Genomic DNA, 21,996 nt, shown 5'->3' with positions numbered 1-21,996 from the left:
ATTTTCAAAAACGAGTCTGCTTATCCTTAGCAAACCACACGCTACTGACCTTTATAATTGGCGTCGCGTTTTTCCAAAAAGGCCTTCACGCCCTCTTTTTGATCTTCGGTATCAAACAAAATCTGAAAGGCTTTACGCTCCAAAGCCAACGCAGCCTGTAGCGGCATATCGACCCCAAGATTGGCCACTTCTTTGATTTGCATCAACGCTATGGGCGAGTAACCTGCCAATTTTTCAGCAATCTCAATGGCACGCTTGATGGTGGTTTCATCGTCAACCACTTCAGAGACCAGTCCCATTTGATCCGCGGCCTCAGCGCTGATCATATCGCCTGTCAGTATCAGCTTCATGGCTTTATGCTTGCCAATCACGCGAAACAATCGCTGCGTGCCTCCAGCTCCTGGCATCAGCCCAATTTTGATTTCTGGTTGACCAAATTTAGCGGACTTGCCAGCCACAATGATGTCAGCATGCATAGCCAGCTCACAGCCACCGCCAAGCGCATAACCATTGACCGCAGCAATGATTGGCTTGCGACAGTTGGTAATCGCATCCCAATAACGCTCACTATGACGTAGATATACATCGACTGTTTTTGCCGTCAAAAAATCATTAACGTCAGCACCAGCTGCGAATACCTTATCACCACCAGTCAGCACAATGGCTTTAGTCTGTGGCTCGTCATTGAGTTGGATAAAGATATCTGCCAGTTTCTGACGCAATTCAGTATTTAACGCATTGCGAACTTTGGGTCGATTGAGCGTGATCACGCAAACACCATTCACTGGCGACTCAATCAAAATTGTTTGCTCTTCCATGACACCATTCCTTTTAAACCTTTGTAAACAATAAATACCGCATAGCGATATTTAATTCCAATATATACTGTTTATTTCTATTTGTGAAGAGACAACCACAGATATTATTAAAAGAAGACCATAATTCTAATATATTCAATTGTCGTTAAATACCGCATTGCGGTTTTTTAAACCAAAATCATTGTAATTTAACAAGCTATCTATTATGCTGTTTATTCGAATGAACCGTAACACCCTCATTAAGCAAGCTTAGCCATTGTTTCAACAAGGAAGAAATACATGATTAGAGATAAGGAAGTACTCGACCATATCGTCCAAACCGTCCGTCAGTTTGTCACCGACCAACTGATACCAAAAGAGGATTGGGTAGCAGAAAACGATCGTCTGCCAGAAGATATCATTGAGCAAATGCGTGAATTGGGTTTGTTTGGACTGACTATTCCTGAAGCCTACGGTGGACTTGGCCTAACGATGGAAGAGGAAGTCATTGTGGCTTTTGAATTGGGGCGTACCTCACCTGCCTTTCGCTCATTAATAGGCACGAACAATGGTATTGGCTCGTCCGGTCTTGTAATTGACGGTACCGAAGAACAAAAACAAAAATATCTGCCAAAACTTGCGAGCGGTGAAATTATCGGCTCTTTTTGCTTGACCGAACCAGAGTCAGGCTCGGATGCTGCTTCACTTCGAACCACCGCCATTAAAGATGGTGACAACTATGTACTCAATGGCACCAAACGTTATATAACCAATGCCCCTCAAGCTGGCGTATTTACTGTGATGGCCCGTACTGACCCCGAAAATAAAAGATCAGGGGGCATCTCAGCATTTATCGTTGAGAGTGACACGCCTGGTATCACACTCGGCAAAATTGATAAAAAAATGGGACAAAAAGGCGCTCACACTTGTGACGTAATTTTTGATAACTGCGTCGTGCCTGCCAGTGCGTTAATAGGTGGTGTAGAAGGTGTGGGTTTCAAAACTGCCATGAAAGTGCTGGATAAAGGGCGTTTACATATCGCGGCTGCCAGTACAGGCGCTGCTACACGTATGTTAAATGACGCGCTGCATTATGCGGTAGATCGCAAACAGTTTGGACAACCCATTGCCAATTTTCAGCTCATTCAAGCGATGCTTGCCGATTCAAAGGCAGAGATTTATGCAGCCAAATCTATGGTGTTAGATGCAGCGCGTTTACGTGATGAAGGCAAAGATGTCATTACAGAGTCCTCATGCGCCAAAATGTTTGCCACCGAAATGTGTGGCCGCGTCGCTGATAGAGCCGTTCAGATTCATGGCGGCGCAGGCTATATCGCCGATTATGGTATTGAGCGCTTTTATCGTGATGTGCGTTTATACCGCTTATATGAAGGGACGACTCAGATTCAGCAAATCATCATTGCACGCAATATGATCAAAGAAGTGAGCGAGTAATGCGCACTTCTTTCAATGCCATTGGTTTGAGTATCAGCAGGCATTAACTTTATCAAAGCGTATTGAGGTATTTGCTAGGACGCAGATACCTCATTCATGTTAGTCACGTCACTATAGTGTTTTACTCTCACAACAATAAGGATATATATATTGTGAAAAGTGCTGCTATAACTTCGGATCCAGACTTGGGTGCTGCACAAAAGCAACCTTGGAAACTGGCGTTCTTTTTTTGTTTTTTAGTCTTGTTATGTGACGGTGCCGATATTGGTATTCTCGCCTTTACTCTCTCAAGTTTGAAGCAAGAATTTGGATTGACCAATGTTCAAGCTGGCGCGCTTGGCAGTTGGTCATTATTTGGTATGGCCATCGGCGGGGTTTTTGGCGGCTGGGCCTGTGATCGTTTTGGGCGAGTACGGGTTATTGTAATTGCAACGGCAATGTTTTCTATCTTGTCTGGTTTTAGCGGATTTGTGCAGAGCTATGAGCAGTTTGTGGGCTTACGATTTGTCGCCTGCTTGGGTCTTGGTAGTTTGTATATCGCAACCAATACCTTGATGTCTGAGATGGTGCCGACTAAACATCGAACGACGGTACTTGCCGCATTGATGACAGGTTTTACCTTAGGGTCTTTAGTAATCACAAGCATCTCCGCTTGGATCATTCCAAGTTATGGCTGGCGCACCTTATACCTCTTAACCTTTATCCCTATTCTTCTCTCAATCTCTATGTATTTTTTGATTCCTGAGCCGCAGTCTTGGAAAGCGGCGCGCGCGCTCAAACTCAGTGGCGCAAAAGACCCTCTACAAAAACCTGAAAATCCTTATAAAGCCATCTTTGAAAATCCAAAGCATCGCTTGATGTTTATCTTATGGTCGATGAGCTCAGGATTACTACTCTTTGGTTATTTTGGGGTCAGTAACTGGCTACCTTCTTATTTAGAAACCGAGCTTGGCATAAAATTTAAAGAGATGGCACTCTACATGGCGGGTACTTATTTGACTATGATGTTTGCTAAAGTCGTCGCAGGCCTTGTCGCTGATAAAATCGGTCGCAAAATCGTGTTTGCCTTTGGCACGATGGGTACCGCCTTATTTATTCCTATTTTGGTATATATGCATACACCGGAAAACATCGGCTGGCTGATGATTACCTTTGGTTTCTTATATGGTATTCCTTATGCCATTAATGCCACCTATTTAACCGAAAGCTTCCCCACCGCTATTCGCGGAACGGCGATTGGCGGTGCTTTTAATCTTGGACGACTCGGCTCAGTGATTGCCCCTGTCGCCATTGGTTATATGGCCATGCACAACTCTATCGGCGCAGGCCTATTGCTCATGGCAGGCGCGTACTTCTTATGTGGCCTTATTCCAACCCTATTTATCAAAGAACAGCAATATGACCCACAAAAAGCATAATAGTCGTCCATGTATGTACCGCATAGCGAAATAGATTATAATACCTTTGTGAATCTCTTAGTCGTGTCTTTAATATAATATTATTACCGCGAATTGTGCGTTTACTATCATATTTATATGAACTTAATTGAGATAAAAATACTATATGACCACTAAAAATCCTACAGACGAAGGTGCTAATAATACGACGCATATTGAGTTGCTAGAGCCCATTGCAGAGATGAGAGATCAAAACGATAGACAGTTCATCACTGCTTTGGCTCGAGGACTTGAGCTATTGCGTTGTTTTACCCCGCAACGCCCTTTTTTAGGAAACCAAGAGTTAAGTCAATTAACAGGGCTTCCTAAAGGAACCATCACGCGTCTCACTTATACCTTAGTCAAGTTAGGTTATTTAAAGCAATCTCCAAATAGTAGCAAGTATCAACTTTCTGTAGGCGTGTTGGGGTTCGGCTATACCATGATGGCCAATATCTCTATTAATAATTTGGTCACCCCCTTTATGGAAGAGTTGGCAGACTATGCTAACAGTGCCGTGGCTATGGCCACTCGTGATCGCCTAACGATGGTGTATCTCAATGTTGTGCAAGGATCTAGCACCACGACCATGCGACGCAATGTCGGCTCGTATTTACCGATTCATTTAAGCTCAATGGGAAGAGCCTGCCTAGCCAGCATGCCGCAAGCTGAGCAAGAATTCATACTGGATGCCATTCGTACGAAGCATAAAGAGGATTGGTTAAAGATCAGACGCGGGCTCGATAAGGCTTTTAAAGATTATGACGATTACGGCTATTGTTTTTCTATCAGTGAATGGCAAAAAGACGTCAATGCGGTTGCCACAGCATTGATGCATCCGACTGAAGGCCTATTGACCTTTAACTGCGGGGCACCAAGCTTCGTCCTTAGTCGTGACAAACTAGAAGAAGACATCGCCCCTCGCCTGCTACATATGAAAAATAGCATTGAAGACAATCTGTACATTAGCTAATTTATAAGGTTATTTTCATCTCGTTCATCTGCATTTTAGTCATAACAAATCGATAGTTGTTAATCGACAATCCACTTAAGCCAAGATAGCGGCTCTCTAGCCGTTCTATACCTTGCAAAAGCATTGCAGCAAAAACCGAGTAGTGAAACATCATACGAAGAAATACCTACTAACAATTTTTAAACGACTAATGCATAACCGTAACGACCTGCCGTTAGATGTGCCCTATAAAAATAACAAGTCATCCCCATCAACTATTTAAGCGGTCATCACATATAGTCAGTTCTCAGTAAAATAGATACGTTCATCATGATGTGAGACTGGTATAGATTTTTGTTGCGTGCTGTTAATACAAAGACTGCGCAGCACTCATCCCAGTCTTACGTCTCTTTTAAAGAGCATCGACCATAAATAATTTATATCACTTTTGCATATTATTTTCCGTGCCTTTAGGCGCGTTTTTTAAGGATTCACCATGAGCCAACTTTTTTCGCCTTTGACACTTGGGCAACTCACATTAGACAACCGTATTATAATCGCACCCATGTGCCAGTACTCTGCCAATGATGGCGCGGCAAGCGATTGGCATACAATCCATTTAGGCCAAATGAGTTTGAGCGGCGCAGGACTACTTATCTTAGAAGCAACTGCGGTCAATTCACAAGGACGTATCAGCTATGCTGATTTGGGATTATGGGATGACCGAACGCAAGCGGCACTAGATAAAACGCTAACAGCTATCAGACAGTACAGCCCGATGCCGATTGGCGTACAACTTGCGCATGCTGGGCGTAAAGCGTCAACCGAAAAGCCATGGGACGGCGGCGGGTCGATTGCCCCTGATAAGGTAAATGGTTGGCAAACGGTGGCACCGTCGGCGCTGGCATATGATGAAAGCTCTACCGTGCCTACAGCAATGACTCAAAATGACATTGACGAGTTAATAAGCGATTTTGTCAATGCGGCAAAACGCGCCGATGCGCTGGGTCTTGACTTGATTGAGATTCATGGTGCGCACGGTTACCTATTACATCAGTTTTTATCGCCACTTTCTAACAAACGTGATGATCAATACGGCGGCAGTCTTGAGAACAGAATGCGCTTGTTACTTGACGTATTTAAAGCAGTTCGAGCTGAGTTTCCAAGTGACAAGCCCGTGGGTGTGCGAGTGTCTGCAACCGATTGGGTCGAAGGCGGCTGGGACCTTACCCAAACGATCGAGCTGGCTAAAGCATTAGAAGCATTAGGCTGTGATTATATCCATGTGAGTACCGCAGGACTGAGCCCAGAGCAGCAAATCCCTGTGGAAGCGAGCTATCAAGTGCCTTTTGCCGCCGCGATAAAAGAAGCGGTCAATATACCCGTCATCGCAGTAGGCTTAATCACCGAAGCCGAGCAAGCGCAAAGCATCATCACCAAGCAGCAAGCGGATGCAGTTGCATTGGCACGAGGCATGCTTTATGACCCGCACTGGCCTTGGCACGCTGCTGCAAAGCTTGGCGCAAAGGTAAAAGCGCCTAAACAATATCTGCGCTCAAGCCCACATGGTAAGCCTTCTCCAATAGAGTAAGCATATAGGCAATACTGGCTCAATTGGTTATGACCGATTGAGCCTTTTTGTTATAAACAGAGTCGTCCAGCTTCGAAGTGGTTAAAACGCTAGGTTGTGCTATTTTGTATAATCAAATGAGAAGTAGGGGTTCATAACGTTCAAGTAGTGGAGTAACTTGTTATGTATCAAGTTTCAGCTCTGTATCAACACCTGAAATAGTTACTTTAAACCCTCTTTGAGAAAGATTTTCAAATGCCTTCGATAGGTTAACTTTACTAAAGAATGGCAAGTTACTCTTTAGGCTAGCTGAATCTTCGCCTAAAATTAAGAAGACGACTTCAACTCCATCACTTTTGAAATTGTCAAGTGAAACGCTATCCTGCAAGCCGCTGCTGACTTTTTTCAAAACTTTCCGTGCTTTTTTCCTAAACTCTTTGTCACCAAGTAAGATTTCAGCAGAAACGCTACCTTGAGCGAATAAGTGGCTTAAACCAGCTGAACCTCCTTTTCTATGCTTTACATGAATAAACTGTTTGTTATCGGTCATCAAATCGCAAAGTTCAATAGATGAGGTTGTCTTGTTACTTTTTATCAGCTTCTTATCAAGCAAGTGATAAGAATGGTCATTAGCAACCCTTTCATTGTAGTCGCCTTCAGTTTCAATTTTTGATTTTAGCTGCTCATCTTTAGTTTCTTCCCATACATAGATCTTGGGGAAAATCAAGTTTGATATATTTATTTGAGCAAGAACAGAATCAATTCTAGACATAAAACTATTATCAATTTCATACCATAAACCCGCGAACAATATATAAGTATTATTTGCTTCTTTATATTCAAAATAAATGCATTTATATATTTTATATGAGGATTCATTTTCGTGAACATCATATACGAACAATCGGTCCCGTTTAATTGAATCAATTGAAACCGCTGCAATATCTAAACTGTCAAAATAATTACTTGTCTCAATTATTGGCTTTATTGAACACTTAGAGCGAGTAAAACTAAAACCATAAATCGCATCCCATTGAACAATCTCAGGAAGAGTTATTGTTATGTCTAAACTCTTTAATTTAATTTTTTCAAGTAGCTTTTCGTCCAGACTATTGATTTCTGAATTTCCTTTAACCTTCCTAATATTGTCAACCCATGAAAATCCATTTTTATATGAGTCATTACTATAGTAGTTAGAAAGCAAATCTACCAAGCTTGATATTTCATCGACATCAATCTTTATAGCAAAGGAGTATACAGAATCACCGCCTGAAATATTTTCTAAATTCACGCTAGTTTTTGGTGACCCAGTAACAGCTCGTAAAACATCTCTGGAAATATCAATACCAAATACTCCAACCGTTGATTCCCTCGATGCTTGCGACTTTTTCTGTACGGCTTGATCTTCTAAAGTGAAGAGGTCAACACTGCGCAAGCTATCATGATTGAGCGTATTGAGTGCAGTTTTTATCCCAAAGTCATGAACAAAGTATTTTGTGTCTATCAAGAACCGACCATAACCGAAGGTAAAAGCCATTGTAGTCTTTGCTGTTTTTATAATGAGAACTGCCGAGCTAGAGCGATTAGTAAGTTCATCGAGTGAAACGCCTGTAATACCCTCGGTAAATGCACTCCATTTTGGCTTCTTTTCTTCCGGTATTTTTACGAATAGCTTTCCTTCAAGCTCATGCTTGCTGTCTAGATCATAAGCGTTCACTTGGGATGTTCCTTTTAAGAAATCGGATGCTTCTAGCGAAGCATGTTCATCCTTTGCCAAGAATGCGTTTAAGTATAAGTATGGCTTCTTTTCTTCCATTGAAATTAATTCCTTACTAATTCGTAACGTCTTATTAGATCCCATTTTGGTTTCCTGTAGTACTCCAAAATGCCCTATATTTCATTTACTCATACTTTCACTGAAAAATAAGCTCCTAAACATATAAATAATATATTGAACAGTATTTTCTATAATTTCACACTAAAACTACTTTTAATTATATTATTGGAAATTATAACGACTACATATACATTTGAATATTTTACGAAAGCTGACTCCTATGAAATTAGTCTTTTTGACACTGATCAAAAAGCATATGCATACTAAACTATAGGTGTTCTCCAAGTATTATGGAAGATCTCGATACTGAATAGTTATTGAGTTGTTCAGATAATCAACAAACTCTGTACTAAATATTCAATTTTTCTTTTCGTTGATAAAAAAAGGTTTTAGATCACCAGTATCTTCTTCGACTTTATTGAATCTCTTTAAAATTATAAATACTCAAAGATCAATACGACCACCCTATCCTTTAGGTACCAAATCGTCCTGGCGCTCGCCTGTCTGAATCAGGCCAAGCATCTTTTCTGCTACACGTTCAGGAGAATGAGCAGCTGAGCCAATATTGTTTATTTTCACTATTGTACCCAAACCCTAAACTACAGAATGCTCATGCAGCAGGTGAACCGATTAAATAATTATTTATTAACTAAAGTGCCGTGCCCACAATCATCAATTCTCTTAAACGGCGATCATCTTTATTAAAGGCAGCTTTTATAGCTGAACCATATTTTAAAACACAGTATCGCAAAAATAGCCTCATCTCTCATCACATTTTCTTGGTCAGATTCATAAATCAAAATATGAGACTTGAGAAGCAAGATAGCTTCTAACGAATTCGCTTATCCAAGCGAGGTTAGCAACCAAGATAAGCCATGATATAATGCCTTGATAATCGATATTTTATGAAAGGTTTACACTATGGCTCGTACCGCTAGCGCATTACACATTTTAGTAAAACACAAAGAACAGGCTGATGACATCCTCGCCAAGCTCAAAAAAGGCGCTCAGTTTGATGTGCTGGCTAAGAAACACTCCACCTGCCCATCAGGTAAACAAGGCGGCAACTTAGGGGAGTTTACAAAAGGTCAAATGGTACCGGCATTTGATAAAGTCTGCTTCAGCGGTGAGCTCCTGACCCCGCACTTAGTAAAAACCAAATTTGGCTGGCATGTGGTCAAAGTTCTTTATAGAACCTAAGCATTAGAGTCAGAGCGTTCACTACCGTCAGTCTTTGTTACCAAAACCCTCCAAACATAATTTTTAACAAATTGACATTGAGGGTCAGCTTATAATACCATTGATATATAGTTACTTTATAGATGGTTACTTTCATTCATCTCAACGATGATCCCATAATAACTTTTCGGAGACATCCCATGCAGTGGACTAAACCCGCTTTTCAAGACATCCGTATCGGTTTCGAAATCACTATGTATTTTGAAGCACGTTAAGATTTACTAGAACTCAGTACATTAAAAGCCCTAGATGATTAGGGCTTTTATTTTTTTAGAAATTTGGAAAAATTGATCTATGTATATTCATGTTTTAGGCTCAGCAGCTGGTGGCGGCTTTCCGCAGTGGAATTGCAATTGCGATAACTGTCATGGCGTGCGTCAGGGCACGATTGAAGCACAAACGCGTACCCAATCGTCAATCGCCATATCAGAAAATGGCATAGATTGGATACTATTCAACGCCTCACCTGATATTCGCCAGCAGTTATTTGACTTTAAGGCGGCTCAGCCAGCTCGTCACTTGAGAGACACAGGAATTACCGATGTGGTTTTGATGGACAGTCAACTTGACCATACCACAGGCCTGTTGACCCTACGTGAAGGCTGCCCTATTCGGATATGGTGTACAGACATGGTGCATCAAGACCTCAGCACAGGTTTTCCTCTTTTCAATATGCTAAAGCATTGGAACGGCGGCCTACAATACAATCAAATCGATCCAAAAAAGAGCTTTCAAATTGACGGCTACAGTAATTTAGAGCTAACCCCATTGATTATCAGAAGTTCAGCACCTCCTTATTCTCCGCATCGCAATGATCCGCATGATGGCGACAATATTGCTTTGATTGTGAAAGATTTGAAAACACAAAAGCAGCTGTTCTATGCGCCAGGTTTGGGCAAAATTGACGATGACGTCATGCAAATCATGAAAGCGTCTGATTGCGTGATGATTGACGGCACCCTATGGACTGATAATGAGATGCAAGAGTGCGGTGTCGGTACAAAAACCGGCCAAGACATGGGGCATTTGCACATCAGTGGCGAAGATGGCTCACTCCATTATTTAGACCAGCTCACCAATTCACGCAAGATATTGATCCATATCAACAACACCAATCCAATACTGAACGAAAAGTCTGAACAGAAAGCCCAATTAAAGCAGCATGGGGTTGAAGTGGCTTTTGATGGCATGCAGATTGAGTTGTAAGGTGAAGACTGAAATACTAAGGTAAAAGCAATGCAAGAAGAAAAAGCAGCACTTAGCACAGAAGCGTTTGAACAAGCGATTTTGGCAAAAGGTCAGTATTATCATATTTACCATCCTTTTCATATCATGATGCATGAAGGACAGGCAACGCAGCAGCAAATTCAAGCGTGGGTCGCTAACCGATTTTACTATCAAATCAATATTCCACTAAAAGACGCAGCCATCATGGCAAACTGTCCCGACCAGCGCGTACGTCAAGAGTGGATTCAACGCATGATTGATCAAGATGGTGTGTATCCTGATGGCGGTGGCCGCGAAGCGTGGCTCAGTCTGGCTGAAGCAGTTGGTCTGACACGTGAGCAAGTGATTTCTGAAGAGTTGGTTTTACCGGGTGTGCGGTTTGCCGTTGATGCTTATGTGAATTTTGCGCGTCGCACCTCATGGCGAGAAGCCGCCAGTAGCTCACTGACTGAGCTATTTGCCCCGCAGATTCATCAGTCTCGCTTAGAGTCTTGGCCCAAACATTATCCTTGGATCAAAGAAGAAGGCTATATCTACTTCCGCTCACGCTTGAGTCAAGCTCGCCGTGATGTTGAGCATGGTCTGACCATCACACTCGACTCATTCAAAACGGTTGAACAACAAGAGCGTATGCTTGAAATCTTACAGTTCAAGCTTGATATTTTATGGACGATTTTGGATGCGTTGAGCTTGGCTTATGTTCATAATCAAGCCCCTTACCAGAGCGTCACAACAGATAATGTCTGGCATAAAGGATTGTTTAAATGAGTATACCTGAGTTAGATCATTCTATCGTACCTGTATGGCGTCATGGCTATCGCTTTCAGTTCGAGCCAGCCCAAAATGCTTATGTGTTGCTCTACCCTGAAGGCATGATCAAACTTAATGACAGCGCCAGCGTCATTGGTCAGCATATTGATGGTGAAGCCTCCATTGCGGATATTATCCAAAAGGTAAAAGCCATGTTTGGTGATGTACCTGAAATCGAGCAAGACATCGTTGAGTATATGCTAGTGGCCCAGCGCGAACATTGGATCGATTTAGTATGACTGCGCCAGTAGGACTACCATTATGGCTGCTGGCGGAGCTGACTTATCGCTGCCCATTACAGTGTCCATATTGCTCCAACCCCATTGATTATGCTCAGTATAAAGAAGAGCTGACGACTGGGGAGTGGTTTGATGTGTTTGATCAAGCGCGGCAAATGGGCGCGGTACAGCTTGGGTTTTCGGGTGGTGAGCCGCTGGTTCGCCAAGATTTGGAAGAGCTGGTCGCTTATGCACACAAGCAAGGCTTTTATACCAACTTGATCACTTCAGGTATGGGACTCACTGAGGCCAGAATCGCGAGTTTAAAAGAAGCAGGCCTACAACATATTCAAATCAGTTTTCAGGCCAGTGATCCGTCGGTAAACAATGCATTGGCGGGTTCAAAACATGCTTTTGAACAGAAGTATGAGATGTCACGTCTGGTCAAGCAATATGACTATCCGATGGTACTTAACTTTGTGATTCATCGCCAAAATATCGATCAGATTGACCAGATTATTGATCTATGCTTAGAGCTTGAAGCAGACACGGTTGAGCTGGCTATTTGCCAGTTTTATGGTTGGGCGTTTGAAAACATTGAAGGTTTACTTCCGACCAAAGAGCAAGTGGTCAGAGCCGAACGCATTACCAATGAATACCGCAAAAAAATTGAAGAACGTGGTATCAAATGCAAACTGATCTTTGTGGTACCTGATTATTATGAAGAACGCCCAAAACCTTGTATGGATGGTTGGGGCAAGATTTTTTTGACCGTCGCGCCTGATGGCACTGCCCTACCGTGTCATGCCGCCAGACAGCTGCCCATGCAGTTTCCTAATGTCAGGCAGACACCATTAAAAGACATCTGGTATGACTCAGACAGCTTCAATCACTTTCGCGGTGATGAGTGGATGCCTGATATGTGCCAAAGCTGCCCTGATAAAGAACGCGATTATGGCGGTTGTCGTTGCCAAGCGTTTATGCTGACGGGCGATGCCAAAAACGCCGATCCAGTATGTGGCAAATCGCCTTATCACTATCTGATCGAAGAGGCGCGTGTCAACAGCGAGACGCCCGTACCTTTTGAGGAATTGCGCTTTCGCAACCCTAAAAACTCCAAGCGGTTAAGTGATAAACAAGTCAATGAAACACAAGTCAATAAAGTACAAGTAGGTCAAGAGCAATTGATTCCTACTCGTACCCTGATGGATTAAATATGAATGCCAAGCCTATCATCTTTGATGGCCATAACGATCTGTTAACCCGCCTGTGGCTAAGCTCGGCTGACGATCCGGTGCATGATTTTATTTATGGCACGCTACCGGGACATTTAGATTTAAAGCGTTGCCGACAAGCAGGTTGGATGGGCGGATTATTCTCTATTTTCTTACCGCCCTATGCTTATGTAAAAAACAACCATCCCGATAAGTTATCCAATCCGTCAAACTCAGACTTCACTCCGCAAGAAATCGTTGATATTTGTTGCGCACAATTAGAACTTGCCCAGCAATTAGAGGCGCGATCAGACGGTCAGATTCAGATCTGTACATCTGTTGCACAAATCAGAGCCTGCCAGCAGAATCAGCAATTGTCCATTGTTCTTCATCTTGAAGGTGCTGAGTTTTTGGCTATTGAGCCTGAGTTGCTGGATGTATTTTATGAAGCAAGACTCAGAAGTATCGGCCCACTGTGGAATAGAAAAAGCCTCTTTGGTGATGGCTTAAATGCGTCCTTTCCGCACTCTCCAGATACAGGATCTGGTCTCACCACTAAAGGCAAAGACCTTATTTTGGCGTGTCGTAATAAACACATGCTCATCGATGTGTCACACATGAATGAGCGTGCGTTTTGGGATACGCTAGAAATTATCGATCAGCCCATTGTCGCAACCCACTCGAACGCCCATGCCTTATGTCCGCAAGCAAGAAACCTGACTGATCGACAACTGGCTGCCATTAAACAAAATGGTGGTCTGGTTGGGGTGAACTTCGATGTAGCATTTCTGCGTGCGGATGGGCAGCGAGATACGCAGACCTCACTTGATGTGATCGTCAATCATCTTGCTTATCTGATTGACCATCTAGGCGAAGATCACGTTGGCTTTGGCTCTGATTTTGATGGATGCCTGTTACCTGATGAATTGTCTGATATCAGTCAAATCTCCAAGCTGATTGAGCGGATGCAACAACGCCACTTCTCTGATGCGCTTATTGAAAAGATCACGTCAAAAAATTGGTTTGCTGTGTTGGATAAGATATGGAGTTGATATTTTATATCTTTGGATACCGCGAAATAGAATATCTATATCGATGCGTATTGCTCTAAGAGTTGGATAACGGGTATGAATTTTTCCTGCCTTCCAAGGTGCTTTTTCATACTATTTACTATACTTAGTTCATTATTACCATTTTTATAGTGTGTATTGGCTCCCTTATCAAGCATTAGCTTAAGTAGATCAAGTCTTTCAGGCATTCCTCCAATCATAGCTAAGGGAATAACGTTGTCTCTGTTTGGTATATTTGGATCTGCTCCTGCTTCTAGTAAGGCTATGGCTGCTTCCGCATTTTTACCTCGCATGGCATAGTGCAATGGCGTCATACCATACCTATCTTGAGCGTTAATAGTCACTCCTTTATCAATATAGAATTTAACAGTTGTTAGTGGTGTGCCTGTCCATTCTTTAGCTTGATTAGGAATATGCATTAGTGAACGATGTAGCCAGTTCCACTTTGCTTCTTCCGTTACAGCTGAGATAGCAAGAAGGTTATCTATTAAAAAAATATTATTCAAAAAATCAATATCACCTTTCCTATTTGCATGAGCCACTCGCAATTCAGGATCTTGTTCATAAAGCTCTTGATAACGTTTCGATATTTCTTCTCTTCTCTGTTTAGTCATTTTCATATCTACTTTCCTTCATTTAAAAACTGCTTCATTTCCACAACAATATCTTGGATACCACCCTTACCTTCCATTTCTTCAGTATGCCTACGATTGTCAGACATACTTTTTAATCTGAAATGTTGAGAGTAGCTATTATCGTGATGTACTACGACTATTTTGACGTGAATGAAGCAGTTAAAAACATAAAGCCTAACTTAATTAGTTAGGCTTTATGATAAAAAATCGTCGAGCTTTAGGCATCTTCTTCATCACTCAAATACCATATCATAAAATCGTAAAAACTATCCCAATGCGGTAATGTACCGTCGGCTAGTTGCTGTAGCTGACCAATCTGAAAGTCCCATACACTATCATTTTCTATGTTATACAAATAACCCCCTTCACCTTCGCCTGTACTGAATAGAATATAGTTGTTAGGTACATCCCAATAATCATGTACCATTTTAGCTGAGAAACCCTGAGGTGGCAGAGGATCAACTATTTCACCAGCACCAGAACGACTATTCAAAAATCTTAAAAAATATTTTGTATACAATTTAAAAAAACCACTGTCCTTTTTAACACCATACTCTAAAAGAATATTTTCTGTACTTTCTTTCTTTTCAATTTTTTTTTGCATTAGACATGCAGCATGCTTTTTTTCAGATAACAACTTTTCCACTGTATTGAATGAACTCATATTAATTTCCTTGCAATTGGTTTAAACGATCTTTCCAGTACTGACCCTTATATCTCTATCAAAAATATCATAATTAACTGGATAATCTGAATGGCTATTGTTTCCATAAGTTTGCCATTCTCTTTTTCATATTGTTTAATCATTTCAATTTTTTTACTATGCATATCTTTTTTAGTACCCAAATTTATTTTTGATATTCAACACCTGTTTTCTCAATTTCATCAGTAGAATAGCGCTTTTGGTTACACTGCGTGACGGAGTTACTATTAGATATTGAAGTACGACTAATTGTATAACCACGCAAGCCCAAAAAAACCACCCTTGCCGATCAAGCTAAGGTGGTTTTTATTTTGGTTTTAAGATTATACTTGATGAAAATATAAGCCCTACGCAGGCCAACCTTCTAACACTATCTTGCCATGTGCTTGCTGGTTTTCTAGCATTTGGTGCGCACTGCGTACATGTTCAGCTGTGATAGTGCCAAGATGATAGGCAACGGTGGTCTTGATCTCGCCTGCGTCAATCATGTTGGCAACATCCGTTAATAAACGATGCTGTTCAAGCATATCTGGCGTATGGAACATTGAGCGCGTAAACATAAACTCCCAATGTAGGCTCAGACATTTAGTTTTAAGCGCCTTAGCGTCTAATGATTCAGGATCATCGATAAGTCCTAACTTACCTTGTGGCTTTAAGCATTTGATGATTTCTTCATAATGCTCATCGGTGTTATTGAGACTCACGACATAATCTACCTCAGTGATACCTGTCTTCTGTAGCTCATCAAACAATGGGTTACGATGATTGATCACATGATCTGCGCCTAAATCCTTTAACCACTGTACACTCTCATCTCGTGATGCAGTACCGATGACTGTGGCAGAGGTCCGTGTTTTTAATAACTGCGTTAAGATAGAACCTACGCCGCCTGCTGCACCAATGACCAATACCGAGACGTCATTATCACGCTCATCACTACCATTTTTATCTGTCGAGCTATTGGTAACAGGCACTTGCAGGCGTTCAAACAACATCTCCCAAGCCGTAATCGTGGTGAGTGGTAATGCCGCAGCTTCTGCAAAAGATAGCGATGATGGCATGTGCCCAACGATACGCTCATCAACCAGTTGATATTCAGCATTGCTACCTGAACGGGTCAAATCACCAGCGTAATACACCTTATCTCCTACTGAGAACAAGCTGACCTCATCGCCGACAGCCGTCACGATACCCGCCGCGTCCCAGCCAATCACCGCATACTCACCCTCTGGTGCAGGACGTGACTGACGGATTTTATAATCTACGGGGTTTACAGATATGGCTTTGACCTCTACCAAAATATCATGGCCTGTAGCAGTCGGTTTATCAAGGGTAATGTCTTGTAGTGCTTGTTCATTATCGATAGCGAAATTGTCTTTATAACCAATGGCTTTTATTGTCTGATTTTGCATTGTTTTTATTCCTAATAATAAATAGCGTCAGTAGCGTCTTTATCTGGACATTAATTAGCTTAAGTGAAGCTTCTTATGAAATGAGTTATGGTTAATATAACGATTGCAAGACCTGCTCTGTATGCTTCTCAAGCTTTGCAATGGCTTCTTTATTCAAAGCATCAGCATGCGGTTTTCCAAACTCGCCTCTTACATCACCTTGTATGCCATCTTTGATATCGTTATCAAAGTATTTACCCGTGTCATTAGCAAACTCATCTGAGATTGCCAGTTCCGTTAAGATATTTGCGCCTTTGTCTGCTGATGACCAGTACTGACCATACGCTTCATCAACCATCTTGGTATTGAGAAGGGAACCTGGATTCACAGCAATCACATTGATATCATCGCTGGCAATCTTGTCAGCCAAGGCCATACTCCACATCGTGAGTGCCAGCTTACTTTGCGCATAGGCAGTTTTATCCTCCAAGCTGGCTTGTCCTGCAAATGCCTCATATGATATCGGCGTTTGGGCAGCTGAGCTTAGATTGATGATGCGTGCTTTACTAGACTGCTTGAGTAACGGTAATAGCGTATTGGTCAGCTCATAAGGTGCTAGGTAATTGATCACAAAGCGTATGTCCAAATCATCTTTGGTCGTTGCAGCTGATGTGGTATAAATTCCTGCATTGTTTATCAAGACATCCAGCTTTGGCAACTTTTCATTCACGTCGGATGCCATCTTAAGTACAGCAGTTAAATCAGAGAAATCCGCTACAAACCCACCAACTCTATCTAATGCTTCACCTGTCGCTACTGCTTGGACTTCAGTAATCACACTGGCCAGTTTGTCCGCATCACGGCCATGCAGGTACACTTGATGCCCCGCTTCTGCCAGTTTTAAAGCAGCTAATTTGCCAATGCCGTCCGTGCTACCAGTGATTAAAATAGTTTTATGCATAGTCATAAACCGTCCTTATTGTTTGAATTATGGTTTCAGTTTTAGATACGTGTTCTATTTTATCTGTCGTCATAGCAGCCATTGTTATGAAAGTGTTGTGATTCTAACAGCAGATATTTACCAGTTTTCTCGGCATTTCTTAATAATGAAACCTTTAGTCACTGCCCATAAAAATGACGGTACCAAGCCCATATAAAGACAAGATACCGCCAAGTGAAAAATCAATAAGCTGCTGGCTGAATGCTAAGTTAATCCATACACGCTATGTACTGCTTGTTAATTTTAAAATAGGCTGACCATATTCGATGTTTTGTCCATTTTTAACTAAGATGGTGTCAATAATACCTGTTTTATCACTGATAACAGGAAGCAAACGAGTCAACTCCTCAATGAAACAGATCGTCTGACCTTTTTCGATACTATCTCCTTCATTTACCAGCTGGTCAGTTGTATCATCTTCACTTAAGTAAACTTTTCCCACATGAGTTGCACATACTTGTAATGGTTTACTGTCTTTCTGTTCAAGCTCTTGAGTCGGCATAGCTTCTAGCGGATTAGCACTGTTCTGTGAGTCTATATTGTTAACCACTTTAATAGATTGCCCGTTATTCGCAATTGTTATTTCGTGCAACTGACTGCGCTCAACCAGCTTAACCACACGCGCTATTTGCTCTATATCCATCATAAATTCCTTAATTAATTATCAACTCATACCAAGATATTTAGCGATCGTCATCACGCTTAGAATACTCATGACAATGGCAATCAACCAACCAAATGCGGCAATCCAAATAGGATGCTTGTAGTTACCGACGATGTTTTTTCTATAAGCAGCGATAAGAATAATGACCATTGCAATAGGCAATACCAAACCATTTAAAGTACCGACCAATACCAGTACTTGAGCAGGCTTACCGATAGTGGCAAACACCAGCGTTGAGATGACGATAAAGCCAATAATAAAATAGCGTTTGTACGTTTCAATAAACGGATGAAAATTGGTCATAAAAGACACAGAAGTATAAGCAGCACCAATGACAGAAGTCACGGAGGCGGCCCAAATGACCATACCAAAAATCACCTTACCTGCATTGCCTAATATATATTCAAAAGGCGACATAGCTGGGTTTGCCGGATTCAAGGTAAAACCCTGAGACACCACACCTAAAACGGCAAGAAACAAGAACACACGAATAACAGAAGCAATCAAAATACCAGACACTGAACTTCGCGTCACTGCGCCCAGATTTTCTTCTCCACTCACGCCTGCTTCTAATAAGCGGTGTGCACCTGAAAACGTAATATAACCGCCAACCGTACCGCCGACCAAAGTAACGATAGCCACTGCATCAATCTTGTCGGGCATGATGGTTTTGGTAACAGCTTCAGCCAATGGTGGGTCAGATTTGAACACCACATAAATGATCAATACAATAAGAATAAAGCCCATCAGCTGAGCAAACTTATCCATCATGGGGCCGGCTTCTTTGCCTAAGAATATGGCTACTGCGACGACACCACTGATCAATGCCCCAGTGATAGGCGAGATATTGAACATAGACTGCATGCCAAGACCTGCACCGCCAATGTTACCAATGTTAAAAGCAAGCCCGCCTGCAATAATTAAAAATGCAAGCAAGTAACCGACGCCTGGGAATACTAAGTTGGCAATTTCCTGTGCCCGTTTTCTAGAGACAGCGACAATGCGCCAAACATTAAGCTGTACGCCAATATCCATGATAATAGATATTAGAATAACAAAACCAAAACTTGCCATCAGACTTTCGGTAAAGGTAGCCGTTTGGGTCAAAAACCCTGGTCCGACAGCTGATGTGGCCATCAAAAAGGCCGCGCCCAAAATGGCGGTATTATGTTTTTTTAAGGTACTCATGAACATCCTTGTGTTATACAAAATAAGTCGATTCAAATTACTATTGAGCGGATATCTTAATACCTTTGATCTCTAGTTGTTTTTTAATCTCTTGAGCAAATAAAATGGCATGTTCCCCATCACCATGTAAACAGATACTTTGCGCCTCTACTGGGATTTTTTTGCCGCTTACACTGGTAACAGTCCCCTCCGTAATCATCTGTAATACATGATTGATTGCTTCATTGGTATCAGTGATCAATGCATTGTCTTTACTACGGGAGACCAATGAGCCATCTTCCTCATAGTTGCGATCGGCGAACACTTCTGATATTGACACTAAACCATGATTTTTTGCTGATTTGACAAGATGACCACCCGACAAACCCATCACTTTTAAGTTTGGGTCGAAGCGTTTGATTTCACTCACCAAGATATCTGACAACGCCTCATCAACCGCTGCTTGGTTATACAGTGCACCATGGGGTTTGACATACTCCAAAGGCACACCAACCAAATCACAGAGTGCTTTGGTTGCCCCCAGTTGATAGGATAACAAAGCTCGGTAACTGGCTTCATTCAAGCTCTGATTGGTACGGCCAAAGTTTTCTCTATCGTTCAGTCCCGGATGCGCGCCTACTCTTACATTGTTTGCTTTGGCCAATTGCAAGGTCGCCAGCATCTCATCATAAGAACCCGCGTGAAGACCGCAGCAGACATTCGCCGAGCTGACGATGGTTAATAATTTATCATCTTGCCCACAGCCTTCAGCGACATCGGCATTTAAATCAATTTTCATCAGCATATTCCTTAATTTGCTTAATATAGTGGTGTCTTTTTTGTTGTTCATGCAATGCTTGTTCTAAACCTACGAGCGTAAACTGACACGCTTTACCGAACCGAATTTGTGCCATCATTCCTATGTCTGCATTGATGACGGTAGCAATTTTGGGATAGCCTCCTGTCGTCTGCCCATCTGCCATCAAAACAATGGGTTGCCCTTGCGGTGGTACTTGAATCATACCAATATCTACGCCGTGCGAACTCATCTCTACAGGCTCAGCAAACTCAAGCGCTGATTCTCCTGCCAAGCGATAGCCCATACGATTGCTGTTAGTTTGCAGCTTCCACGCTTGTGTCTCAAACGCTTCTTGGGAAGCAGCGGTAAAACACTCATACTCGCTACTTTTTATGACTCTAATCATTTGAGTTGGTGTCAGGCGAGCCACGCCAATGACGGGTAAGTGTGAAGCGACTTTTACATTTAAAGTGTCATCGGCTTTAAGATACCTACCTTCAAATCCACCAAAACCCGCTTTGGTATTGGTACTGGTCGACTCTAAGACTGGTTCAATATCAAAGCCACCATGTACACATAGATAGGTATACATACCTTGTAGCGGACGTACCAGTTTGAGCGTTTGATTGGCTTTTGCATTGATACGCCAATAGCAAGGAATGCGTTTGTCATCTAAATATGCTTCATATAATGCGCCTGTTAGGCAAAAACTGACGTCTTCTTCAAATTCTATAGTCAAATTACCTAAAGAAATTTCAATTGCTGGCTCATTAAGCTCATTTTTTATTAAAGCGTTACCAGCTTGTAGCGACCAGCTATCCATCGCTCCGTTTCTACCCACGCCCATGCTTCGGTAGCCCAATCGTCCTGAATCTTGGATACTAGCAAGGGCGCTTGCGGCTAAAATTTTCATTGATACCACCTATTTGTTTATATTTTTTATTCGTACTATCTTTATAGCTAGAGTCAGTCCAATATAAAAAAGGCATAGCGAGAATGGAACTAATTTTTTGTCACCTCTGTCGGCGTAGGCACAGCCAGTAAGAAAAATTTATTCCAGTAGAACCTGATGACTGTATTTGCCATTTCTATTTTGGATTAAATTTACTCATGAATATCAATCGCTGTAAACTTCAAAGTATCGCCTGCGTTAAGCAGCGTCGGAGAGTCTTTGGTTAAATCAAATAATGAGGTATCGGTTTGTCCCAATAGTTGCCAACCGCCTGGCGACTCAAAAGGATAAACCCCCGTTTGCTCGCCGCCTATACCGACTGAGCCTGCTGGTACTTGCGTTCGAGGTATGGCATGTCTTGGGAAATACAAGGATTCTGATAAGCCGCCAAGATAAGGAAATCCTGGCTGAAAACCAATGAAATACACGGTATAAGTCGCCTCCGTATGCAGATTGACAACGTCTTCAACCGAGAGGTTCAAATCATTCGACATGGCAGCAAGATCAGGGCCGTACTTGCCACCGTAATGCACAGGGATTTCGACATGCTTGCCCTCTATGGTTTTTGAAGGCATGTCATTCAGTAGCTCAGATAACGCCTGTTCTACATTTCTGAGCTCAGTCAGGGTCAATGAAACCGTAAATACGCTGAGCGTATTCATGCCAATCACGACTTCTATGACTTCTGGCATTTTTTTTATAATGTCCGCTAACGCCCAGCATTGTCGCTGCTTGTCTAGGGTCACTGGCTTTGGAAAGAACAAAGCCAGATTTGTTTCACTGCATATTTGCCACTGTATTTCCATTTGTATGCGCTCCATGATCTTTATTTCAACGTCAGCTTTCATTTCAGCTTTAGC

At 42.1% G+C, this 21,996-nt stretch carries 22 protein-coding genes; 11 read left to right on the top strand and 11 right to left on the bottom strand.

What is annotated here, in order from left to right; translation table 11 throughout:
• Positions 1–41: 41 nt before the first annotated feature.
• A complete protein-coding gene (locus tag A3K91_RS06460) occupies positions 42–818 on the bottom strand; it encodes an enoyl-CoA hydratase (protein WP_062844527.1) in 777 nt (258 codons plus the stop codon).
• Positions 819–1,097: 279 nt separating this feature from the next.
• Between A3K91_RS06460 and A3K91_RS06455 the strand changes: the two genes are divergently transcribed.
• The 4 genes from A3K91_RS06455 (at position 1,098) to A3K91_RS06440 (ending at position 6,231) form a co-directional block, all read left to right on the top strand.
• Entirely contained in the window at positions 1,098–2,252 is a 1,155-nt protein-coding gene (locus A3K91_RS06455) for an acyl-CoA dehydrogenase family protein (protein ID WP_062844526.1), read from the top strand.
• Between the two features lie 152 nt (positions 2,253–2,404).
• Positions 2,405–3,670 carry an MFS transporter gene (locus A3K91_RS06450; protein WP_062844525.1) on the top strand — a complete coding sequence of 422 codons (1,266 nt, stop codon included), beginning with the start codon at positions 2,405–2,407 and terminating at the stop codon, positions 3,668–3,670.
• Positions 3,671–3,815: 145 nt separating this feature from the next.
• Complete coding sequence (locus tag A3K91_RS06445) at positions 3,816–4,661, top strand: IclR family transcriptional regulator (RefSeq protein ID WP_062844524.1); 846 nt, start codon at positions 3,816–3,818, stop codon at positions 4,659–4,661.
• A gap of 475 nt (positions 4,662–5,136) precedes the next feature.
• The gene (locus tag A3K91_RS06440; RefSeq protein ID WP_062844523.1) at positions 5,137–6,231 is read left to right on the top strand and encodes an NADH:flavin oxidoreductase/NADH oxidase; all 1,095 of its coding nucleotides are present in this window, start codon (positions 5,137–5,139) and stop codon (positions 6,229–6,231) included.
• Positions 6,232–6,391: 160 nt separating this feature from the next.
• Here the strand turns inward: A3K91_RS06440 and A3K91_RS06435 are convergent, their stop codons facing one another.
• On the bottom strand, positions 6,392–8,026 hold the full coding sequence (locus A3K91_RS06435; protein WP_062844522.1) for a TIGR04141 family sporadically distributed protein: 1,635 nt from the start codon (positions 8,024–8,026) through the stop codon (positions 6,392–6,394).
• A 942-nt stretch (positions 8,027–8,968) separates the two neighbouring features.
• On the opposite strand from A3K91_RS06435, the gene ppiC reads away from it, so the two are divergent.
• From ppiC to A3K91_RS06405, 7 genes are all read left to right on the top strand, one after another.
• Entirely contained in the window at positions 8,969–9,247 is a 279-nt protein-coding gene (gene ppiC, locus A3K91_RS06430; protein WP_062844521.1) for a peptidylprolyl isomerase PpiC, read from the top strand.
• A gap of 179 nt (positions 9,248–9,426) precedes the next feature.
• Positions 9,427–9,501, top strand: a complete 75-nt coding sequence (gene pqqA, locus A3K91_RS14070; RefSeq protein WP_075107140.1) for a pyrroloquinoline quinone precursor peptide PqqA — start codon at positions 9,427–9,429, stop codon at positions 9,499–9,501.
• Between the two features lie 79 nt (positions 9,502–9,580).
• Positions 9,581–10,492 carry a pyrroloquinoline quinone biosynthesis protein PqqB gene (pqqB, locus tag A3K91_RS06425; protein WP_062844520.1) on the top strand — a complete coding sequence of 304 codons (912 nt, stop codon included), beginning with the start codon at positions 9,581–9,583 and terminating at the stop codon, positions 10,490–10,492.
• Between the two features lie 30 nt (positions 10,493–10,522).
• The gene (gene pqqC / locus A3K91_RS06420) at positions 10,523–11,281 is read left to right on the top strand and encodes a pyrroloquinoline-quinone synthase PqqC (RefSeq protein WP_062844519.1); all 759 of its coding nucleotides are present in this window, start codon (positions 10,523–10,525) and stop codon (positions 11,279–11,281) included.
• Positions 11,278–11,562 carry a pyrroloquinoline quinone biosynthesis peptide chaperone PqqD gene (gene pqqD, locus A3K91_RS06415; RefSeq protein WP_062844518.1) on the top strand — a complete coding sequence of 95 codons (285 nt, stop codon included), beginning with the start codon at positions 11,278–11,280 and terminating at the stop codon, positions 11,560–11,562. The genes pqqC and pqqD overlap by 4 nt, the downstream gene beginning before the upstream one ends.
• Entirely contained in the window at positions 11,559–12,755 is a 1,197-nt protein-coding gene (gene pqqE, locus A3K91_RS06410; protein ID WP_062844517.1) for a pyrroloquinoline quinone biosynthesis protein PqqE, read from the top strand. Before pqqD ends, pqqE begins: the two co-directional genes overlap by 4 nt.
• 2 nt (positions 12,756–12,757) lie before the next feature.
• Positions 12,758–13,807 (top strand): dipeptidase, encoded by a 1,050-nt coding sequence (locus A3K91_RS06405; protein ID WP_208855364.1) that lies wholly within the window; start codon positions 12,758–12,760, stop codon positions 13,805–13,807.
• A 35-nt stretch (positions 13,808–13,842) separates the two neighbouring features.
• Here A3K91_RS06405 and A3K91_RS06400 read toward each other — a convergent pair whose 3' ends face one another.
• The 9 genes from A3K91_RS06400 to pxpB all read right to left on the bottom strand — a co-directional run bounded on the left by A3K91_RS06400 (position 13,843) and on the right by pxpB (position 21,942).
• Entirely contained in the window at positions 13,843–14,445 is a 603-nt protein-coding gene (locus A3K91_RS06400) for an ankyrin repeat domain-containing protein (RefSeq protein WP_208855363.1), read from the bottom strand.
• Positions 14,446–14,677: 232 nt separating this feature from the next.
• The gene (locus A3K91_RS06395; protein ID WP_062844516.1) at positions 14,678–15,124 is read right to left on the bottom strand and encodes a hypothetical protein; all 447 of its coding nucleotides are present in this window, start codon (positions 15,122–15,124) and stop codon (positions 14,678–14,680) included.
• A gap of 386 nt (positions 15,125–15,510) precedes the next feature.
• Positions 15,511–16,560 (bottom strand): zinc-binding alcohol dehydrogenase family protein, encoded by a 1,050-nt coding sequence (locus tag A3K91_RS06390; RefSeq protein WP_062845900.1) that lies wholly within the window; start codon positions 16,558–16,560, stop codon positions 15,511–15,513.
• A 106-nt stretch (positions 16,561–16,666) separates the two neighbouring features.
• On the bottom strand, positions 16,667–17,521 hold the full coding sequence (locus A3K91_RS06385) for an SDR family NAD(P)-dependent oxidoreductase (RefSeq protein WP_208855362.1): 855 nt from the start codon (positions 17,519–17,521) through the stop codon (positions 16,667–16,669).
• Between the two features lie 256 nt (positions 17,522–17,777).
• Positions 17,778–18,200: an acetyl-CoA carboxylase biotin carboxyl carrier protein gene (locus A3K91_RS06380; RefSeq protein WP_228139929.1), complete on the bottom strand. Its 423-nt coding sequence runs from the start codon at positions 18,198–18,200 to the stop codon at positions 17,778–17,780.
• A gap of 18 nt (positions 18,201–18,218) precedes the next feature.
• Positions 18,219–19,406 (bottom strand): NRAMP family divalent metal transporter, encoded by a 1,188-nt coding sequence (locus tag A3K91_RS06375; protein WP_062844514.1) that lies wholly within the window; start codon positions 19,404–19,406, stop codon positions 18,219–18,221.
• Positions 19,407–19,446: 40 nt separating this feature from the next.
• On the bottom strand, positions 19,447–20,184 hold the full coding sequence (pxpA, locus tag A3K91_RS06370) for a 5-oxoprolinase subunit PxpA (RefSeq protein ID WP_084387281.1): 738 nt from the start codon (positions 20,182–20,184) through the stop codon (positions 19,447–19,449).
• Positions 20,174–21,097 (bottom strand): 5-oxoprolinase subunit C family protein, encoded by a 924-nt coding sequence (locus A3K91_RS06365; protein ID WP_062844512.1) that lies wholly within the window; start codon positions 21,095–21,097, stop codon positions 20,174–20,176. Before A3K91_RS06365 ends, pxpA begins: the two co-directional genes overlap by 11 nt.
• A 191-nt stretch (positions 21,098–21,288) precedes the next feature.
• On the bottom strand, positions 21,289–21,942 hold the full coding sequence (gene pxpB, locus A3K91_RS06360) for a 5-oxoprolinase subunit PxpB (RefSeq protein ID WP_062845898.1): 654 nt from the start codon (positions 21,940–21,942) through the stop codon (positions 21,289–21,291).
• Positions 21,943–21,996: the final 54 nt, after the last annotated feature.

Origin of the sequence: Psychrobacter alimentarius, assembly GCF_001606025.1 — a bacterium.
Classification (GTDB): Bacteria; Pseudomonadota; Gammaproteobacteria; order Pseudomonadales; family Moraxellaceae; genus Psychrobacter; species Psychrobacter alimentarius.
The sequence above is the reverse complement of the archived record's forward strand: the minus strand, read 5'-3'. Positions and strand labels throughout refer to the sequence as shown.